Annotated in this window: 16 protein-coding genes; 7 read left to right on the top strand and 9 right to left on the bottom strand. The window is 74.6% G+C overall.

Annotated features, from left to right (window positions below; genetic code table 11):
* Positions 1 to 2: 2 nt before the first annotated feature.
* Both EFE23_RS23930 and EFE23_RS23925 read right to left on the bottom strand, forming a co-directional pair.
* Positions 3 to 1109, bottom strand: coding sequence for a DUF8744 domain-containing protein (locus EFE23_RS23930; RefSeq protein ID WP_123243177.1), 1107 nt, complete (start codon positions 1107 to 1109; stop codon positions 3 to 5).
* Entirely contained in the window at positions 1106 to 1858 is a 753-nt protein-coding gene (locus EFE23_RS23925; RefSeq protein WP_123243176.1) for a helix-turn-helix transcriptional regulator, read from the bottom strand. Before EFE23_RS23925 ends, EFE23_RS23930 begins: the two co-directional genes overlap by 4 nt.
* 37 nt (positions 1859 to 1895) lie before the next feature.
* Here EFE23_RS23925 and EFE23_RS23920 point away from each other — a divergent pair, with 37 nt between their 5' ends.
* The 4 genes from EFE23_RS23920 (at position 1896) to cysK (ending at position 5019) form a co-directional block, all read left to right on the top strand.
* Positions 1896 to 2696, top strand: coding sequence for a DUF2249 domain-containing protein (locus EFE23_RS23920; RefSeq protein ID WP_123243175.1), 801 nt, complete (start codon positions 1896 to 1898; stop codon positions 2694 to 2696).
* A gap of 146 nt (positions 2697 to 2842) precedes the next feature.
* Entirely contained in the window at positions 2843 to 3295 is a 453-nt protein-coding gene (locus tag EFE23_RS23915) for a hemerythrin domain-containing protein (RefSeq protein ID WP_123243174.1), read from the top strand.
* Positions 3296 to 3543: 248 nt separating this feature from the next.
* Positions 3544 to 4074, top strand: coding sequence for a serine O-acetyltransferase EpsC (epsC, locus tag EFE23_RS23910; protein ID WP_123243173.1), 531 nt, complete (start codon positions 3544 to 3546; stop codon positions 4072 to 4074).
* A gap of 15 nt (positions 4075 to 4089) precedes the next feature.
* Positions 4090 to 5019: a cysteine synthase A gene (gene cysK, locus EFE23_RS23905; RefSeq protein ID WP_123243172.1), complete on the top strand. Its 930-nt coding sequence runs from the start codon at positions 4090 to 4092 to the stop codon at positions 5017 to 5019.
* A 49-nt stretch (positions 5020 to 5068) separates the two neighbouring features.
* Here the strand turns inward: cysK and EFE23_RS23900 are convergent, their stop codons facing one another.
* The 7 genes from EFE23_RS23900 to EFE23_RS23870 form a co-directional block, all read right to left on the bottom strand.
* Positions 5069 to 5530, bottom strand: coding sequence for a hypothetical protein (locus tag EFE23_RS23900; RefSeq protein ID WP_148058514.1), 462 nt, complete (start codon positions 5528 to 5530; stop codon positions 5069 to 5071).
* Positions 5531 to 5552: 22 nt separating this feature from the next.
* Positions 5553 to 6830, bottom strand: coding sequence for a TIGR04053 family radical SAM/SPASM domain-containing protein (locus tag EFE23_RS23895; RefSeq protein ID WP_123243170.1), 1278 nt, complete (start codon positions 6828 to 6830; stop codon positions 5553 to 5555).
* 74 nt (positions 6831 to 6904) lie between these two features.
* Complete coding sequence (locus EFE23_RS23890) at positions 6905 to 7234, bottom strand: carboxymuconolactone decarboxylase family protein (protein WP_123243169.1); 330 nt, start codon at positions 7232 to 7234, stop codon at positions 6905 to 6907.
* Between the two features lie 76 nt (positions 7235 to 7310).
* Positions 7311 to 8048 (bottom strand): respiratory nitrate reductase subunit gamma, encoded by a 738-nt coding sequence (gene narI, locus EFE23_RS23885; RefSeq protein ID WP_123243168.1) that lies wholly within the window; start codon positions 8046 to 8048, stop codon positions 7311 to 7313.
* Entirely contained in the window at positions 8045 to 8710 is a 666-nt protein-coding gene (gene narJ / locus EFE23_RS23880; RefSeq protein WP_123243167.1) for a nitrate reductase molybdenum cofactor assembly chaperone, read from the bottom strand. The genes narI and narJ overlap by 4 nt, the downstream gene beginning before the upstream one ends.
* A complete protein-coding gene (narH, locus tag EFE23_RS23875; RefSeq protein WP_123243166.1) occupies positions 8707 to 10326 on the bottom strand; it encodes a nitrate reductase subunit beta in 1620 nt (539 codons plus the stop codon). The genes narJ and narH overlap by 4 nt, the downstream gene beginning before the upstream one ends.
* Positions 10326 to 13958 carry a nitrate reductase subunit alpha gene (locus tag EFE23_RS23870; RefSeq protein ID WP_233601124.1) on the bottom strand — a complete coding sequence of 1211 codons (3633 nt, stop codon included), beginning with the start codon at positions 13956 to 13958 and terminating at the stop codon, positions 10326 to 10328. The genes narH and EFE23_RS23870 overlap by 1 nt, the downstream gene beginning before the upstream one ends.
* A 390-nt stretch (positions 13959 to 14348) precedes the next feature.
* Between EFE23_RS23870 and EFE23_RS23865 the strand changes: the two genes are divergently transcribed.
* Genes EFE23_RS23865 through EFE23_RS23855 form a run of 3 tightly spaced genes read left to right on the top strand, consistent with a single transcriptional unit; the run spans position 14349 to position 17139 of the window.
* On the top strand, positions 14349 to 14648 hold the full coding sequence (locus tag EFE23_RS23865; RefSeq protein ID WP_123243165.1) for a FeoA family protein: 300 nt from the start codon (positions 14349 to 14351) through the stop codon (positions 14646 to 14648).
* Entirely contained in the window at positions 14645 to 16594 is a 1950-nt protein-coding gene (gene feoB, locus EFE23_RS23860) for a ferrous iron transporter B (protein WP_123243164.1), read from the top strand. The genes EFE23_RS23865 and feoB overlap by 4 nt, the downstream gene beginning before the upstream one ends.
* Complete coding sequence (locus EFE23_RS23855) at positions 16591 to 17139, top strand: NifU family protein (protein ID WP_123243163.1); 549 nt, start codon at positions 16591 to 16593, stop codon at positions 17137 to 17139. Before feoB ends, EFE23_RS23855 begins: the two co-directional genes overlap by 4 nt.
* Positions 17140 to 17337: the final 198 nt, after the last annotated feature.

The following is a 17337-nucleotide window of genomic DNA, read 5'->3' as shown; positions in this document are numbered from 1 at the left end:
CATCAGCGCACCGCCGGAACGGGCGCCACGGTGGGCCGCCGCCGGGCGCCGGTCAGGGTGCCGGCCGAGGCGCAGCCCAGGAAGGTGAGGACGGCGAGGACATTGGCCACGCCCGCCCAGCGCCAGACCGGCTCCACGGCCAGACCGTCGCCGACCAGGAGTCGCACCAGCAGGCTGCCGTGCAGCAGGGCGAGCGGCACGTAGAGCCAGGGCCGGTAGGGCAGCGGACGACGCAGCACCGCGGGCAGGATGACCGGGGCGTGCACGAAGATCATTGACATGGTGAAGCCCAGGAAGGTGGCGTGCAGGGTGGCGTCGTAGCGGGGGCCGGCGGTGACCGGACCGGCACCGGCCCAGAGCAGGCCGGCGACCGCCAGCCAGGCGTAGCCGGTGAGCAGGCCCACCGCGACGTAGCGGGGCAGGCCGCGCCCGTGCACCGTACGACGGGCGACGTCGTGCGCCACCAGCCAGCCGACCACGGCGAGCAGACCCAGCCCGAACAGGTGCGCCCCGGCGTCGGGCCACAGCACGCTGGCGGTGGCCCCGGCGGTGAGCGCGCCGAGGGCGGCGAGGAACCAGCGGATGCCGTGCGGCGGCAGCGCGAGGTGGGCCAGTTCGAGGCGTTCCCCGGCGATGGTGGCCACCACGAAGGTGGCCAGCCACGGCACGACCTCCGGCACGGTCGCGCCGGCCAGCCACAGCAGGGTGGCGGCGTACCAGGCGAACGCGCCGAGTCCCTGCGCCAGGAGGGAGGGGCCGGGCTGCCGGCGCCAGAGCTGCCGGTAGACCAGCAGGAGCAGCACGGCGGCGAGCATCAGCAGCAGCCGGGCGGCCAGGCTCGGGCCGGTGAGCAGCAGGGCCAGCGCGCCGGCGCCCGAGCACGCCGGGGCGGACAGGGCCCACCGGGTGCCCAGCGCGACCGCCCGTTCCAGGGCGATCAGCGTGCCGACGAAGCCGAGCACCATCAGCGGGCCGTGCACCTGCTCCAGGGACGCCCGCGGGGTGGGCAGGGGCAGGCCGAGCAGCAGGAGCGCGGCGTACAGGCCGGCGAGCAGGGCGAGGCCGCCGGCCGCGAGGACCGGGAGCCGCGGGCCCGTCCGGGTGGTCATCGGGGCGTCGGGTCGACGCCCGCCCGGCGGCGGCCGCGGGTCGGCGCGATCTCCGGCATGGCCAGCCGCACCACACAGGCGTCGGGCGCGCCGAACGGCTCGACCACGGCGCCGGCCGGCGGCGCCCCGGCGTGCTCCAGGGCACCCCGGACCACGCCGACGTGCAGGTTGCAGATCGCGTCGGGGTTGCGGTTGACCAGTTCCAGGAAGGGACAGGTGTGCAGGTGGATCTCCGTCCGGCCGTCGCCGGTGTGGTGCAGCCGGGGGCTGAAGCCCAGGCCGCGCAGCACCTCGAAGAGGGTGTCGAGCGGATCCCCGCCGGGCGGGGTGGCGGCGGCCAGGTGGCGCCCCCAGTCCTGCCCGGCCCGGGTGGCCTCGGCGCGGACGTCCCCACCGGTACGCCGGGACAGGTGGTCCAGCAGGGCGGCGGCCAGGGCCCGGTACGGCGCCGGGGCGGGCGCCTCGTTCTCGGCGATCCGGTAGCGCCACGCCGGCCGGCCGGGTTGCCCACCGCTGGCCCGGGCCTTGACCAGCAGGCCGGCGTCGACCAGCCGGTCGAGGTGGGCGCGGGCGGTGGACGGGTGCAGCCCGGTCCGCTCCCCCACCTCGGCGATGGTCACGCCACCCTCGGCCGCCCGGACGATGCCCAGGATGGAGACGCGGCTCTCGGTGCCCAGGGCCCGGTGCCGGTGCGCGTCGATCGTTTCCCCGACCGGCCCTGTTCTCTGGATTTCCACGGTAGATAACATTACAACGTCGTTTGACGTCAAAACCACGGGAGTCACCATGTCCCACTCACGCTCCACCGCCGACCGCGCGGCCGCCCGGGCGGTGGTCGGTCACCACGCCCAGCTCGCCGCCGCGCTCGACGAGCACGTCCACAACCTGCTGACCGCGGCGGGCCAGGACGACACCGGCCGGGCCGACCAGGTCCGCGACGACCTGGTCAGCTGGCTGCGCGACGAGCTGCTGCCGCACGCGCACGCCGAGGAGACCGCGCTCTACCCGGTGGCCGCGCAGCGGCCGGAGGCGACGCTGCTGATCCGCGGCATGCAGGCCGAGCACCGGGCCATCACCGACCTGGTGGTCGCGCTCGAGGCCGCCGAGGAGCCGGTCCGGGCGGCCGCGGCGGCGCAGGCCCTCGCCGCTGTCCTCGCCGTCCACCTGATCAAGGAGAACGAGCTGGTGGTTCCGCTGCTGGTGGACGCGGCGGACGTGTCGCTGGCGACCCTGCTGGACGGCATGCACGATCTGCTCGGCTCCGCTGACTCGTCGGGCGGCGGCTGCGGCGGGACCTGCGGGTGCGGCGGGGACCGGGGGGCGGCCGACGCCCCGGCCCCGACGCTGACCATCGACCCCCGGCTCGACGTCCGGACGCTGCCGCACGACCGGCGGCACGCCACCGTGCTGGCGGCGCTGGACGCGCTGCCGGACGGCGGGGCCCTCGTCCTGGTCGCGCCGCACGCGCCCCGGCCGTTGCTGGCCGAGATCGAGTCGCGCTACCGGGGCGGCATGGCCGCCGAGTGGCTCCAGGACGGACCGGACACGTGGCAGATCCGGCTGTCCCGCCAGCCGGTCGCCGCCTGAGCAGTCTGCCGCCGCCGGGACGGCCGGGTCAGGGCCCGCCGTCCCGGCGCGGCAGGCCCTTCGGCCCTGTCCGCCGCCGATAACCGGTGGGCAGCCTGGGAGCGGACCGGGAGGCGTACGGCCACCCGGAGGGGAGGCGAGGTTCGGTGTGCAACTACTGCGGATGCCGGGACTTTCCCCTGATCGGCCAACTCTCGGCCGAGCACGAGTCGATCTCCGACGCGGCGGGCCGGTTGCGGACCGCCATCCACCGCGGTGACCCCGACGCCCTGCGGGCGCTCGACGAGTTGGTGGCCCTGCTCACGCCGCACACCACCGTCGAGGAGGACGGCCTCTTCGCCGAACTGCGCGCCGAGGGCAGCCTCACCGACGCGGTGGCCCGGCTCTGCGCCGAGCACAGCGACATCCACGGCGTGCTCGGCGCGGTCGACCGGGCCGCGCCGGACTGGCCGACGGTGCTCGCCGCCCTCGACCGGTTGCACCGGCACATCGACAACGAGGAGCACGGCCTCTTCCCCGCCGCGGTGATCGCCCTGCCGATCCCGGCCTGGGACCGGATCACCCCGGCCGCCACGCCGGCCACCGGGAGCGCCCGGTGAGCTGCCGTCCCCGCGCCCGCCGGGCCACCTCGGCCGTCGGCCGGCGCCGGTTGGCGGGTCGCCGCTTCGCCGTGCCGATGGCCGGCGCACACGTCCGGCGGGTCTTCGACGAACGGTGTCGTCCGGCCTGACCCGGCCTCCCCTCCCGGTCCGCGGCAGCGACCGGTCCCGGGACGCCGGCACGCCGGTCCTGTCCTGCGGGCCGGTCGCCCCCGCGCGCCGGCCCCCTCTCCCGGGGAACGACACCCATGCTCGACGACATCCGCGCGGCGATCCGCCGCGACCCCGCCCTGCACGGCATCCGGATCGTGGAGGCCCTGCTCTATCCCGGGCTGTGGGCGCTGTGGAGCCACCGGCTCGGCCACCGCCTGCACCGCTGCGGGCTGCCCCTGCTGCCCCGGGCGCTCAGCCAGCTCACCCGGCTGCTGACCGGGATAGAGATCCATCCCGGAGCGGTGATCGGACGCCGCCTCTTCATCGACCACGGCGCCGCGGTGGTGATCGGGGAGACCGCCCGCGTCGGTGACGACGTGACCGTCTACCACCGGGTGACGCTGGGCGGCCGCGGCTGGTGGTGCGACGGCAAAGGCAGCCGTCGGCACCCGACGATCGGCGACCGGGTGGTGCTCGGCGTCGGCGCCTCGGTGCTCGGCCCGGTACGGGTCGGCGACGACGCCCACATCGGCGCGCACTGTCTGGTCCTGCACGACGTGCCACCCGGCGCCCGACTGCGCGCACCAGCCGCCACACCCCTGACGACGGCCGAACCCCGGCCCTGAGCGAGGAGCGACACGATGATCCACCAGGACGTGACCGCGCTGATCGGTCGTACCCCGCTGGTGCGACTGGACCGGGTGGCCGCGGGCCTGCCGGCGACCGTGCTCGGCAAGCTGGAGTCCGCCAACCCCGGCGGCAGCGTCAAGGACCGGCTGGCCCTCGCGCTGATCGAGGCGGCCGAGGCGAGCGGCGAGCTGGGCCCCGGCGGCGCGATCGTCGAGGCGACCAGCGGCAACACCGGCGTGGGCCTGGCCATGGTGGCCGCCGCCCGCGGCTACCGGGTCACCCTCACCATGCCGGAGAGCATGAGCGTGGAGCGGCGGGCGCTGCTGGCCGCGTACGGGGCGCGGATCGTGCTCACCCCGGCCGCCGAGGGCATGGCGGGCGCGGTCCGCCGCGCGTGGCGGATCGCCGACGCCGAACGGGCCTTCCTGCCCCGGCAGTTCGACAACCCGGCCAACCCGGAGATCCACCGCCGCACCACCGCCGAGGAGATCTGGACCGACACCGGAGGCGCCGTGGACGTCCTGGTGGCCGGGGTCGGCACCGGCGGCACGCTGACCGGCGTCGGCCAGGTGCTCCGGTCGAAAAACCCCGACCTGCGGGTGGTCGCGGTGGAACCGGCCGAGTCACCGGTCCTGTCCGGGGGCCGGCCGGGCGTCCACGGGATCCAGGGCATCGGCGCCGGGTTCGTCCCCGAGGTGCTCGACCCCACCGTCCACGACGAGGTGCTCCGGGTCGACACCGGGCAGGCCCGGGCGGCGGCCCGCCGGCTGGCCCGCACCGAGGGACTGCTGGCCGGGGTGTCCAGCGGCGCCGCCGTACACGCCGCCCTCGCGGTCGCCGCGCGGCCCGAGCACGCCGGGGCGACGGTCGTGGTGGTGCTGCCCGACACCGGCGAGCGGTACCTCAGCACGCCGCTGTTCACCCCGACCGAGGAGGGCTGAACGGCGTCCGGCGCGCGGCCCGCGAACCACGAGCCGCGCGCCGGACCGGTCACAGTCGCAGGCCGAGCAGGAGCAGGGCCGCCCCGATCAGCAGCACCAGGCCACCGAGCCCGATGACCAGGGCGGTCACCTGCCACGCCTGATACGCCCCGAGCAACGCACCGCGCAGGGTCTCTCCCATGAACGCGGTCTGCCGCAGCCGGTCGAGCCGTTCGTCGCCGCGACCGGTGCCCATGCACTCCTGGGCGATCTCCGCGTAGGTGCGGCCGCCGGTGGCCTGCGCGACATGTCCGGCGATCAGGTCGGAGTAGGCGCGGGCCGCGGGGCCCGTGCGTACCGGGGCGTCGGCGTACCGGGCGAGGGCGCTGGGCAGGCCGGTGGAGGGGAAGGCGATCCGCTGCTGGGCCAGTTCCCGGACGACGCTACGCCGGCCGAGGACACCCTGGGCGATCATGACCGGGCCGGCGGCCAGCAGCAGCACACCCGCCACGGTGAGCACAAGTGTGGTCATGCGCTCACCCTGCCCGGTGGGTTCACCCGTTCGGGAGGGCAGCAGGTCCCGAAGCCGAGCGGGACTCAGGTCCCGGTTCGGCGAGTTCCGCGCCCCCCGACGGCGGGAACGAACCGGGCCGGTAACCGCAGGAGGGGTCCTCGGCCCAGACGTCGCCGGTCACCGCGTACGCCCGGGCCCGCGACCCGCCGCAGACGGTGCGGTACTCGCAGGCGCCGCACCGGCCACCGAGCCGGCTCGGGTCCCGCAGCCCGGTGAACAGGTCCGAGTCGCGGTAGATCGCCACCAGCGACCGCCGCCGCACGTTGCCGGCGGGCACCGGCAGGAACCCGCTGGGGTGCACGTCGCCCCGGTGCGAGACGAACACGAAGCCGTTGCCGGCGCTGACCCGCAGCGGCGGCCGCCGGACCCGCCCGGGACGCCCCAGCAGGCCGAGCGCCACCGACCGGTCGCGCAGCTCCCGGTAGAGCGGGCCGAGGCCCAGCGCGGCCACGTGGTCGACACCGCGGGCGGCCAGCGCGTCACGTTGCAGGCAGACCCGCCGGAAGTGGTGCGCCTCGGTGGTCTTGACCGGGACGGTCTCGCCGAGGTCGTAGAGCAGGTGCAGGACGTCCTCGGTCTGCGCCGCGTCCAGACTCGCCAGGGACCGCCCACGGCCCGTCGGGACCAGGAAGAAGACGCTCCACAGCAGCACGCCACGGTCGCGTACCTGGGCGGCGATCGCGGGCAGGTCGCCGGCCGTGTCCCGGGTGACCGTCGTGTTGATCTGGACCTTCAGGCCCAGCTCGGCGGCGTCCCGCCAGGCCCGCGCGGTGAGGTCCCAGACCCCCGGTACGCCGCGGAAACCGTCGTGCGCCGCCGCGGTGGCGGCGTCCACGCTCAACGAGATCGCCAGCGCGCCGGCGGCGCGGATGCCGGCGAGGGCGGCGCGGGTGAGGGTCGGTGTCCCGGACGGGGACACCGAGACCGGCAGGCCCAGCTCGGTGCCCCGGCGGACCAGCGTCTCCAGGTCCGGTCTCTGGAACGGGTCACCGCCGGTGATCACGAACAGGGGCGCCGGCCGGCCGAACGCGGCGACCTGCGCCATCAGCGCCACCGCCTCGTCGGTGTCGAGTTCCGCCCGGTCGCGCAGCGGCTGGGCGGAGGCCCGACAGTGCAGGCAGGCCAACGGGCAGGCCCGGGTGGCCTCCCAGATGACGATGAACGGGGCATCCCCCGCGTCCCGTTTGGGCACCCGCACCGAGGTGCCCGCCGTCCGCTGCGGCCCGTCCTGCCGTGGTGTCCTGGTCAGCGCTGTCATGGCACCGAGGCTGGCCGGTGACAACGGTCGCGACCAGGGGCGCTGGTCCCGAGCGGCGCGGAACCGGGGGCCGGTCAGCCCTCCGCCGGGGCCGCGACGACCTCCTCGATCCAGCCGAGCGCCGCGATGGCGGTGGGAAAGCCGCAGGTGGTGATGGCGGCGAGGGCGACCGCGCGGACCTCGTCCACGGTCGCCCCGTGGTGCAGCGCCTTGCGCACGTTGGAGCGCACCGCGCCCTGCGCCTCGGCGCCGATGGCCATCGCCAGCTTGATCAGGCGGTCGGTGTGGTCGTCGAACGGGTTGGCTTCGCGGACGGTGCGCGCCAGCGCCCCCTGCGCCTCGGCGACCTCGGGGAAACGCTCGAGAAACTGCAGGTAGACGCCCGGCAGGTGGTCCTGGTCCATGGTCCCCTCCGCTGCTGGCCCGACCCTGGCAGCGTAACCAGGGCGCCGCGGCGACGGCGCCCCGGTCGGGGAATCGTCAGCGCCCGAGCCGGACCGCGGCGTCCCGCACCGCCGCCGGGGTGGGAGGCGGGGTGGGTGGCACACCGCGCCGCGCCCGGTAGACGACGTACGGCCGCCAGAGGTAGGCCAGCGGCGCCGACCAGACGTGCACCAGCCGGGTGAACGGCCAGAGCGCCAGCAGCAGGAAGCCGCCGATCGCGTGCAGCTGGTAGACCAGGGGCGCGCCGCTCATCAGCGCGGGATCCGGCTGGAACCAGAAGATGCCGCGGAACCACACGGCGATCGTCTCCCGGTAGTCGTAGCCGGCGCCGAGCAGGTTCGTGCCGACGGTGGCGGTCATGCCGAGCGCCACCATGGCGGCCAGCGCGGCGTAGAGCACCTTGTCCATCGTGGTGGTGGCGTGGCGCACCCGGCCGTTGACGAGGCGCCGGGCGATCAGCAGCGTCAGACCGGCCACCAGCATCGCGCCGGTCACCGTGCCGCCCCACACCGCGGTGAGGTGGTAGACGTGCTCACTGACGCCGATCTTCGCGGTCACCGACGCGGGCACGAGCAGCCCCATGGCGTGGCCGCCGATGACCCCGAAGGCACCCAGGTGGAACAGCGGCGAGCCGAGCCGCAGCAGCCGGTTCTCCAGCAGTTGGCTGGTCCGGGTGGTCCAGCCGAACTGGTCGTGGCGCCAGCGCCAGACGTGTCCCGCGACGAAGACCGCGAGGCACAGGTACGGCAGGACGATCCAGACGAGCGTGGTCATCGCGGGGCCTCCGACGGGGAGCAGGCGGGATAGGGGGCGAGGGCGTGCAGGTCCGGGCCGAGGCCGAGGGAGCCCAGGCCGACCGTCTCCACCGGCGGGCCGTCGACGGCGAGCGCCGCGACGGCGGCCCGGTCGGCGTCGGTGAGCGCCGGCAGCACCGCGCAGACGGCGTCCAGCAGCAGCCGGTACGGGCTGCCGGACTCGGCCAGCGCGGCGCGCAGCAGTTCGACGCCCTTGCGGTGCTGGCGCAGCGGCGCCTCCCCGTCGCCGGGGCCGACGACGGCGGCGAACTCCAGCACCACCGGCAGCAGGTCGGGCAGTTCACCACCGGCCAGGCGCAGGCCGTGCGCCCGGTAGCGCTGCTTGAGCACCAGCAGCGCCATCCCCCGCTTCCGGGTGTCGCCGTGCAGGTAGTAGGTGAGGTAGAGGCCGGAGCGGCGGCGCAGGTCGAAGGTCTGCACGTAGTGCCGCTGCGCCTCGATCGGGGTGGCGGCCAGCAGCCAGTCGAGGAACTCCCCGAGCTGCCCCCGTACCGTCTCGTCGGCGACCCCGGCGGCGGCCGCGCGCAGCTCGGCGGCCGCGCCCAGCAGCTCGTCGTCCGGGTATGTGAGCAGCAGCGAGACCAGTTCGAAGATCCGGGCCCGGTCGGTGGCGGCGGTCATGACCGCCCCCGCAGCGGGTTGATGGTGAGGCCGCGCCGGCCGTCGGCGCGCCGGGAGAAGACCCCCGGCCGGCCGGGCCGTACCTCGTCGCCGTCGACCAGGTGGAAGCTCTGCACGGTGGCCTCGGTGGTCATCCCCGGACCGCCCTCGCAGTCGAGCGAGCAGTCGGGGTGGGCGGCGGCCTGGGCCTCCAGGGCGGCGGCGTCCTTGGTGTGCGCGGCGGGGATCACGTAGCGCTCGTCGTACTTGGCGACGGCGAGCAGCCGGTACATGGCCTCGACCTGCTCGGCGGTCATGCCGATGCCGGCCAGCAGGTCGGTCGCGACGGTCCCGTCGAGGGTGCGGGCACGCATGTAGGAGCGCATGGCGGCGAGCTTCATCAGGACGCCGGCGACCGCGTCGACGTCCCCGGCGGTGAACAGCTCGGCCAGATACTCGACCGGGATGCGCAGCTCGCGGATGGTGTGGAAGACGTCGTCGGCGTCGGTGTCGTCGCGGCCGGCCGCCCCGACCGCGTCGAGCACCGGCGACAGCGGCGGGATGTACCAGACCATGGGCAGCGTCCGGTACTCCGGGTGCAGCGGCAGCGCCACCCGGTACTCGCTGATCAACCGCCAGACCGGGGACCGTTGCGCGGCGTCCAGCCACTCCTCGGGCATCCCGGCCTCCCGGGCGGCCTGCCGCACGGCCGGGTCGGCCGGGTCGAGGAACACGGCGCGCTGGGCGTCGAGCAGGTCGTGCTCGTCGGCGACCGAGGCGGCGGCGAGCACGGCGTCCTCGTCGTAGAGCACGATGCCCAGATAGCGCAGCCGGCCCACGCACGTCTCCGAGCAGATGGTCGGCTGGCCGGCCTCGATGCGCGGGAAGCAGAAGGTGCACTTCTCGGCCTTGCCGGTGGCGTGGTTGACGTACACCTTCTTGTACGGGCAGGCCGAGACGCACATCCGCCAGCCCCGGCAGCGGTCCTGGTCGACCAGCACGATGCCGTCCTCCTCGCGCTTGTACATCGCGCCGGAGGGGCAGGCCGACACGCAGGCCGGGTTGAGGCAGTGCTCGCAGATCCGCGGCAGGTGGAACATGAAGGTCTTCTCGAACTCGAACTTGACCTTCGCGGCCGCCTCGCCGGGCATCCGGGCGATGTTCGGGTCCCCGCCGGCGTGCTCGTGCGCCCCGCCCAGGCCGTCCTCCCAGTTGGCGCCCCAGGTCACCGCCATCGGTTCGCCGGTGAGCGCGGAGCGGGGCCGCTTGACCGGGGTGTCCTTGAGTCCGGCGGGCGCGTTGACCAGGATGTCCTTGTCGAAGGTGGCCGGCTCGTAGTAGTCGTCGATCGAGGGCAGGTCCGGGTTGGCGAAGAGCCGGCCGAGCCGCTTGAGCCGGCCGCCGGAGCGCAGCCGCAGCCGGCCCTTGCCGTCGAGCTGCCAGCCGCCGTGCCAGCGGTCCTGGTCCTCGTAGTGCTTCGGGTAGCCGATGCCCGGCTTGGTCTCGACGTTGTTGAACCAGACGTACTCGGTGCCCTCCCGGTTGGTCCAGGTCTGCTTGCAGGTGACGGAGCAGGTGTGGCAGCCGATGCACTTGTCCAGGTTCATCACCATGGCGACCTGCGCACGGATCCTCATCAGTACTCCACCTCCTGGGTACGGCGGCGGATCACGGTGATCTCGTCGCGCTGGCTGCCGATCGGGCCGTAGTAGTTGAAGGCGTAGGTGAGCTGGGCGTGCCCGCCGGCCAGGTGGGTGGGCTTGACCAGCAGCCGGGTCAGCGAGTTGTGGTAGCCGCCCCGCCGGCCGCTCCGCTCCGCCTTCGGCACGTTGACCGTGCGCTCCGGCGAGTGGTACTGGAACACCGTGCCCTCGGGCATCCGGTGGCTGACCACGGCGCGGGCCACCACGACACCGTTGCGGTTGTGCGCCTCGATCCAGTCGTTGTCCCGTACGCCGACCTTGGCGGCGTCCTCGACGCTCATCCAGATCACCGGGCCGCCCCGGGACAGCGCCAGCATCAGCTCGTTGTCGTGGTACATCGAGTGCACCGACCACTTCGCGTGCGGGGTCAGGAACCGCACCGTCACGCCACCGTCGACCAGCTCGCCCGGCCTGCCGAAGTGCCGCGCCATGTTCAGCGGCGGCCGGAAGGCCGGCAGCTGCTCCCCCAGCTCCGCCACCCAGTCGTGTTCGACGAAGAAGTGCTGCCGGCCGGTGAGGGTGTGCCAGGGCTTGCGCCGTTCCACGTTCAGGGTGAACGGCGAGTAGCGGCGGCCGCCCTTCTCCGAGCCGGACCATTCCGGGCTGGTGAAGACGGGCTGCGGCGCCCGTTGGGTGTCCGGGTAGGTGATCCGGTCCTGCTCGTGCCCGGCGATCAGGTCCGCGAACGGCTGCCCGGTCCGCTGCTCCAGGGCGGCGAAGCCGGCCGCGGCCACCCGGCCGTTGGTGGTGCCGGAGAGCGCCAGGATCGCCTCGCACATCCGGTCGGCGGTGGCCAGCGACGGCCGCCCGGCGTACGGCCCGTCGGTGACGACCCCGTTCTGGTGCCGCAGGTATTCCAGTTCCGGGGTGACGTCGACGGTGAGCGCCTTGGTGGTGGTGCCGAGCGTGTCGAGCAGCGGCCCGACGGCGCGCATCTTCGCGCCGATCAGGGTGTAGTCCCGCTCGATCTCGATGAGCTTCGGCATGGTCGAGCCGGGCACCGGCGCGCACTCGCCGGCCTTCCAGTCCCGGACCCGGCCGCCGGGCGTGGCCAGCTCGTCCGGGGTGTCGTGCTGCAACGGCACGGCCAGCACGTCGCGGCGCACCCCCAGGTGGGTGACGGCCAGCTCGCCGACCTTGTCGGCCAGGGCGAGGAAGGTGTCGTAGTCGGTGTGCGCGTCACCGGGCGGCTCGACCGCCGGGCTGAACGCGTGTACGAACGGGTGCATGTCGGTGGTGGAGATGTCGTGCTTCTCGTACCAGGTGGCGGCGGGCAGCACCACGTCGGCGTGCAGGCCGGTGTTGGTCATCCGGAAGTCGATCGCGGTGAGCAGGTCGAGCTTGCCGGTCGGCGCCTCCTCCCGCCACACCACGTCGCGCGGCCGGTGGTCCGGGTCGCACTCCTCGGCGCTGGCCGACCCGTCCACCCCCAGCAGGTGGCGCAGGAAGTACTCGTTGCCCTTGCCGGAGGAGCCGAGCAGGTTGGCCCGCCACAGGGTGAGGCAGCGGGGAAAGTTCGCCGGGTCGTCGGGGTCCTCGGCCACGCTGCGCAGCCGGCCGGCCGTCAGCTCGGCGACGATGTGCTCCTGCACCGTCACGCCGGCCGCCGCCGCCTCGTCGGTCAGGTCGAGGGGGTTGCGGTTGAACGCCGGGTGGCCGGGGCTCCAGCCCATCCGCTGGGCGGCGGCCACGGTGTCGGCGAAGCTCATGCCCGCGAACCGGCCGGTGCCCAGCGGCGAGGACAGCTCGTCGGCCGGCACCCGCTCGTAGCGCCACTGGTCGGTGTGCAGGTACCAGAACGGGGTGGCGGCCTGGTGCCGCATCGGTCGGTGCCAGTCGAACGCGAAGGACATGTGCTGCTGGCCGGTGATCGGGCGGGCCTTCTCCTGCCCGACGTAGTGCGCCCAGCCACCGCCGTTGACGCCCTGGCAGCCGGTCAGGGTGACCAGCGAGATGAACGCCCGGTAGGTCATGTCGGAGTGGAACCACTGGTTGGCGCCGGCCCCGAGGACGATCAGGGACCGGCCGCGGCTGCGCTCGGCGTTGCGCGCGAACTCCCGGCCGATCCGGGCGGCCAGGGCGGCCGGTACGCCGGTGATGCGCTCCTGCCAGGCGGGGGTGTTCGGGGCGTCCGCGTCGTCGTACCCGGTGGGCCACTCGCCGGGCAGGTCGCCGCGGCGCACCCCGTACTGGGCCAGCACCAGGTCGTAGACCGAGGTGACCAGGTGCTCGCCGACGCGCCGCACCGGCACGCCGCGGCGCATGGTGCTGCCGCCCTCGGTGTCGCCAACGTCGAAGCGGGCCAGGTCGACCGGCACGGCGTCGTCGGCGAGGTCGAGCAGCCCCAGCGCCGGGACGACGTCGCCGAGGTCGAGGTTCCACCGGCCGGCGCCGGCGTCGCCGTACCGGAAGCCCAGCGACCCGTTCGGCGCGACCAGCTCGCCGGTGCGCTCGTCGACCAGGACGGTCTTGTGCGCGCCGTCCGCCTCGCCCAGTTCGGCGGCGGTGAGGAAGCGGTCCGCGGCGTACCCGCCGCCGGTGGTCGGCCGGAGGGTGACCAGGAAGGGCAGGTCGGTGTAGCGGCGCACGTAGTCGACGAAGTAGGGCACCGTGCGGTCCCGGAAGAACTCGGTGAGGACGACGTGGCCCATCGCCATCGCCAGCGCGGCGTCGGTGCCCGGATGCGGGGCGAGCCAGTCGTCGGCGAACTTCACGTTGTCGGCGTAGTCGGGGCTGACCGCGACCACCTTGGTGCCCCGGTAGCGGGCCTCGGCCAGGAAGTGCGCGTCCGGGGTGCGGGTCACCGGGATGTTCGAGCCCCACATCATCAGGTACGTGGCGTTCCACCAGTCGCCCGCCTCGGGCACGTCGGTCTGGTCGCCCCAGACTTGCGGCGAGGCGACCGGCAGGTCGGCGTACCAGTCGTAGAAGCTGAGCAGGGTGCCGCCGAGCAGCGCGTGGTAGCGGGTGCCCGCGGCGAACGACGCCATCGACATCGCGGGGATGGGCGAGAAGCCCACCACCCGGTCCGGGCCGTACGTCTTCGTGGTGTAGACGTGGGCGGCGGCGACCATGGTGATCACCTCGTCCCAGCTGGCGCGCACGAAGCCGCCGCGGCCCCGCTGGGACTTGTAGGCGCGCGCCTTCAGCGGGGTCTCCACGATGTCGGCCCAGGCCGCCACCGGGTCGCCCAGGCGGCGCAGCCCGTCGCGGAACATCTCGGCCAGCACCCCGCGCACGTACGGGTGGCGCACCCGCGACGGCGAGTACTCGTACCAGGAGAAGGACGCGCCGCGGGGGCAGCCCCGCGGCTCGTAGTCCGGCGAGTCGGGACCGGTGCTCGGGTAGTCGGTGGCCTGGTGCTCCCAGGTGATCAGGCCGTCGGTGACGAAGACGTTCCACGAGCAGGATCCGGTGCAGTTGACGCCGTGGGTGGAGCGGACCACCCGGTCGTAGCGCCACCGGTCCCGGTAGAAGCGGTCCCAGTCGTTGCCGTTGACCTGGTGCAGCGTGCGGCCGTGGTCGCCGACCGTCTCCCGGGTCAGGAAGCGGCGGGCGGCGAGCAGCGGCGCCGTACCGGGCAGGTGGTCCGTCGCGGGGGTCGGGGCGGGGTCGGGCAGGCGGCGCGATGGCACGGCGGTTGCTCCTCTGTGGCGCGCGACGGCGGCGGCCGGTGTCGCGGTGGCCCTGGGCGGGTCACGCCGACCAGCCTCCGCGATCAAGAACCGATGATCGGGAGGCGCGGGTCCCGAAACCACGGGACCAAGGTCCGCAGCCGGACAGAACGCCGGAGCGGTGCGAATCGGACACGACCGGGACTGGTGGCGCCCGTGCCACTTGTCCGGTCCGGGACCATGGTCCACCGCGGACGGGCCCGAGGTCCCGGTTTACGGCCGGCTGGTGAGGTTAGCCTCGCCTCAGGGTCGGCGGAGTCGGCCGGCCAGCGGGGAGGATCGATGAACGGGAGCACGGCGCGCGGCCGGCGGACCGGACCGCCCGGCCGGTACGCGGGCGTCGAGGTGGCGCTGGCCGAGCTGCGTCCCGGCGCGGAGGCGACGGTCGTCCGGGTGGAGTCGGCCGCCTCCCCCGCGATCGCCCGGCGCCTCGCCGACCTGGGCTTCACCCCCGGAACCCGGGTCCGGGTGGAGCGCCGGGCGCCGTTGCGGGACCCGGTCCTGTACCGGTTGCGGGACTACGTCGTCTGCCTGCGCCGGGCGCAGGCCGCGTGCGTACGGGTGATCGGAGTGGGCGCGTGACCGGGGGCTGCCACGGCGGCGGTGTCGCGGCGCCCGCGCCGCCCGACACGGTCCGGGTCGCCCTGCTGGGCAGCCCGAACGCCGGCAAGACGAGCGTGTTCAACGCGTTGACCGGGCTCACCGCCAAGACCGGCAACTATCCGGGGGTGACCGTCGCGCGGTACGTGGGCACCTGCCGCCACGGCGACGCCCGCTACACGATCGAGGACCTGCCCGGCCTGTACAGCCTGGCGCCGATCAGCCCGGACGAGCAGGTCGCGGTGGACGTCCTGGACGGGCGGCGGGACGGCTCCGCCCGCCCGGACGCCCTGCTGGTGGTCGTCGACGCCACCACCCTGCGCCGGTCGCTGGGCCTGCTGGCACAGGTCCTCACCCGGGGGCTGCCGACCTGCGTGGTGCTCACCTTCACCGACGAGCTGGCCCGCGGGCAGGGGCACCTGGACGTGGCGGCGCTCGCCACGGCGCTCGGCGTGCCGGTGGTGCCGGTGCTGGGGCACCGCGGGCACGGCGTGGCGGCGCTGCGCGACCGGCTCGCCGGCTGGCGGGAGTGGCCCGTCCCGGTGGTGCCGCCGCCGGTCGAGCCGGTCGAGCGGGACGCCTGGGTCGAGTCGGTGCTCGACTTCGCCGGCTACCGGGCCCCGCAGCCGCACCGGGTCACCCAGCGGATCGACGCGGTGCTGCTGCACCCGCTCTGGGGCACGATCGTCTTCCTCGCCGTGATGACCGTGTTCTTCCAGACGATCTTCACCCTCGCCACGCCGCTGCAGGACGCCGTGGAGTCCCTCTTCGCGCTGCTCGGACGCCTGGTGGACCGGCACGTCGACAACCCGTGGCTGGCCGGGTTCCTCGGTGACGCGCTGATCGGCGGGGTCGGCGGCGTGCTGGTCTTCGTACCCCAGATCGCCCTGCTCTTCCTCCTGCTCGCCCTGCTCGAAGGGGTGGGCTACCTGCCCCGGGCCGCGTTCCTGATGGACCGGGTGATGGCCCGGGTGGGGCTGGAGGGGCGCGCGTTCGTCGCGCTGCTCTCCTCGTTCGCCTGCGCCATCCCCGGGATCATGGCGACCCGGACCCTGCCGTCGGCCCGGGACCGGCTGGCCACCATGCTCGCCGCCCCGCTGATGACCTGCTCCGCCCGGCTGCCGGTGTACGTGCTGCTGATCAGCCTGCTGGTCGACCCGTCGACGCGGTGGGGGCCGTTCGGCGCGCAGGGCCTGGTCATGCTCGGCATGTACCTGCTCGGCGCGGTGTCCGCGATGCTCGCCGCCTGGTTCTTCCAGCGCGTCGTGCACCGGCGCGGCAGCGCCATGCCGTTCTATCTGGAACTGCCGCCCTACCGGCTGCCGTCGGCCCGGTCCGTGCTGGTGGCGATGTGGGACGCGGCGAAGTCGTTCCTGCGCAAGTGCTCCACCATCATCCTGGTCACCACGGCGGCGCTGTGGCTGCTGCTCAACCTTCCCCGGCACTCCGGCGCGGAGCTGCGGGCCGCCGGAGTGGACGCCGGCAACTCCGCCGCGGTGTCCGCGTACGTGGTGGACCACAGCTACGCCGCCGGCCTGGGCCGGCTGGTGGAGCCCGTCTTCACCCCGCTGGGCTTCGACTGGCGGGTCAGCGTCGGGGTGCTGTCGGCCCAGTCGGCCCGGGAGACGTTCGTCGCCACCCTTGGCCAGGTGGCCGCCGCCGAGGATCCCGAGCACCCGACGCGGGCGCTGCGGCACCTCACCTACCCGGACGGTCCGCACGCCGGCCAGCCGGTCCTCACCCCACCCACCGTGGTGGCCCTGCTGGTCTGGTTCGCGTACGCCCTGCAGTGCATGGCCACCGTCGGGGCGATCCGCCGCGAGACCGGCACCTGGAAGTGGCCCCTCGTCGCGTTCGGCTGTCTCACCGGCCTCGCCTGGGTGCTGGCCTTCCTGGCCCGGCAACTCACCACCCTGGTCCTGTCATGAGCGTCGTTCCCCTACACCCCCAGGCGGACCCGGCCCGGCCGGAACGGGTCCGGTGGATCGTGCCGGCCGGTGCCGTGCCGGCGACCGGCCCGGTGGCCGGGGCACCGGCACCGCTGGCCGGGCTGCTGGCCGACGGCGTGCTCACCGCCGTGGTGGTGGAACCCGGCGCGGTGGTGACCGAGCTAGCCCCGGGCCGCCGCTGGGCCGTCGACGGCCCGCGGGTCCGGACGGCGCTGCACGCGGCGCTGGCCGAACCCGGCCGCTGGGTCACCCGGTCCGCGGCGGCCCCGGACGACGACGCGACGCTCCGGGAGTCGGTCCGGCGGCTGCTGGACGGCCCGGTCGGCGACGTCGCCCGGTCCCACGGCGGCCACATCGAGCTGGTCGACGTCCGCGACGGGCAGGTGCGGGTCCGGCTGGCGGGCGCCTGTCACGGCTGCCCGGCCGCCCGCTACACCCTGCGGCACCGGCTCGAAGCCGAGCTGCGCCGCCACCACCCGCAGCTGCGCGGCGTCGTCGACGTCGCACCGGATCGCGCGCGATAGGACGGGGGCGGGGAACCTGGTGCTCCCCGGCCGGGCCCGCCGGCCTGAGTCGTTCACGTCATCAAGTTCGCAGGCGCACCGCGCATGGCCGTCGAGGATCGGCCGAAGAGGACGGGTCACGAACCTCCCGCGCTGACGCCTTCCGGAGCGGTTTCTGGCGCGCCTCGTGAGTTCAGGGGGTCTGTGGGGTGGCAGGGG

The sequence above is a fragment of the Micromonospora solifontis genome (assembly GCF_003725545.1).
Classification (GTDB): domain Bacteria; phylum Actinomycetota; class Actinomycetes; order Mycobacteriales; family Micromonosporaceae; genus Micromonospora; species Micromonospora solifontis.
Note: the sequence above shows the minus strand (reverse complement) of the source record. Positions and strands in the feature narration are given on the sequence as shown.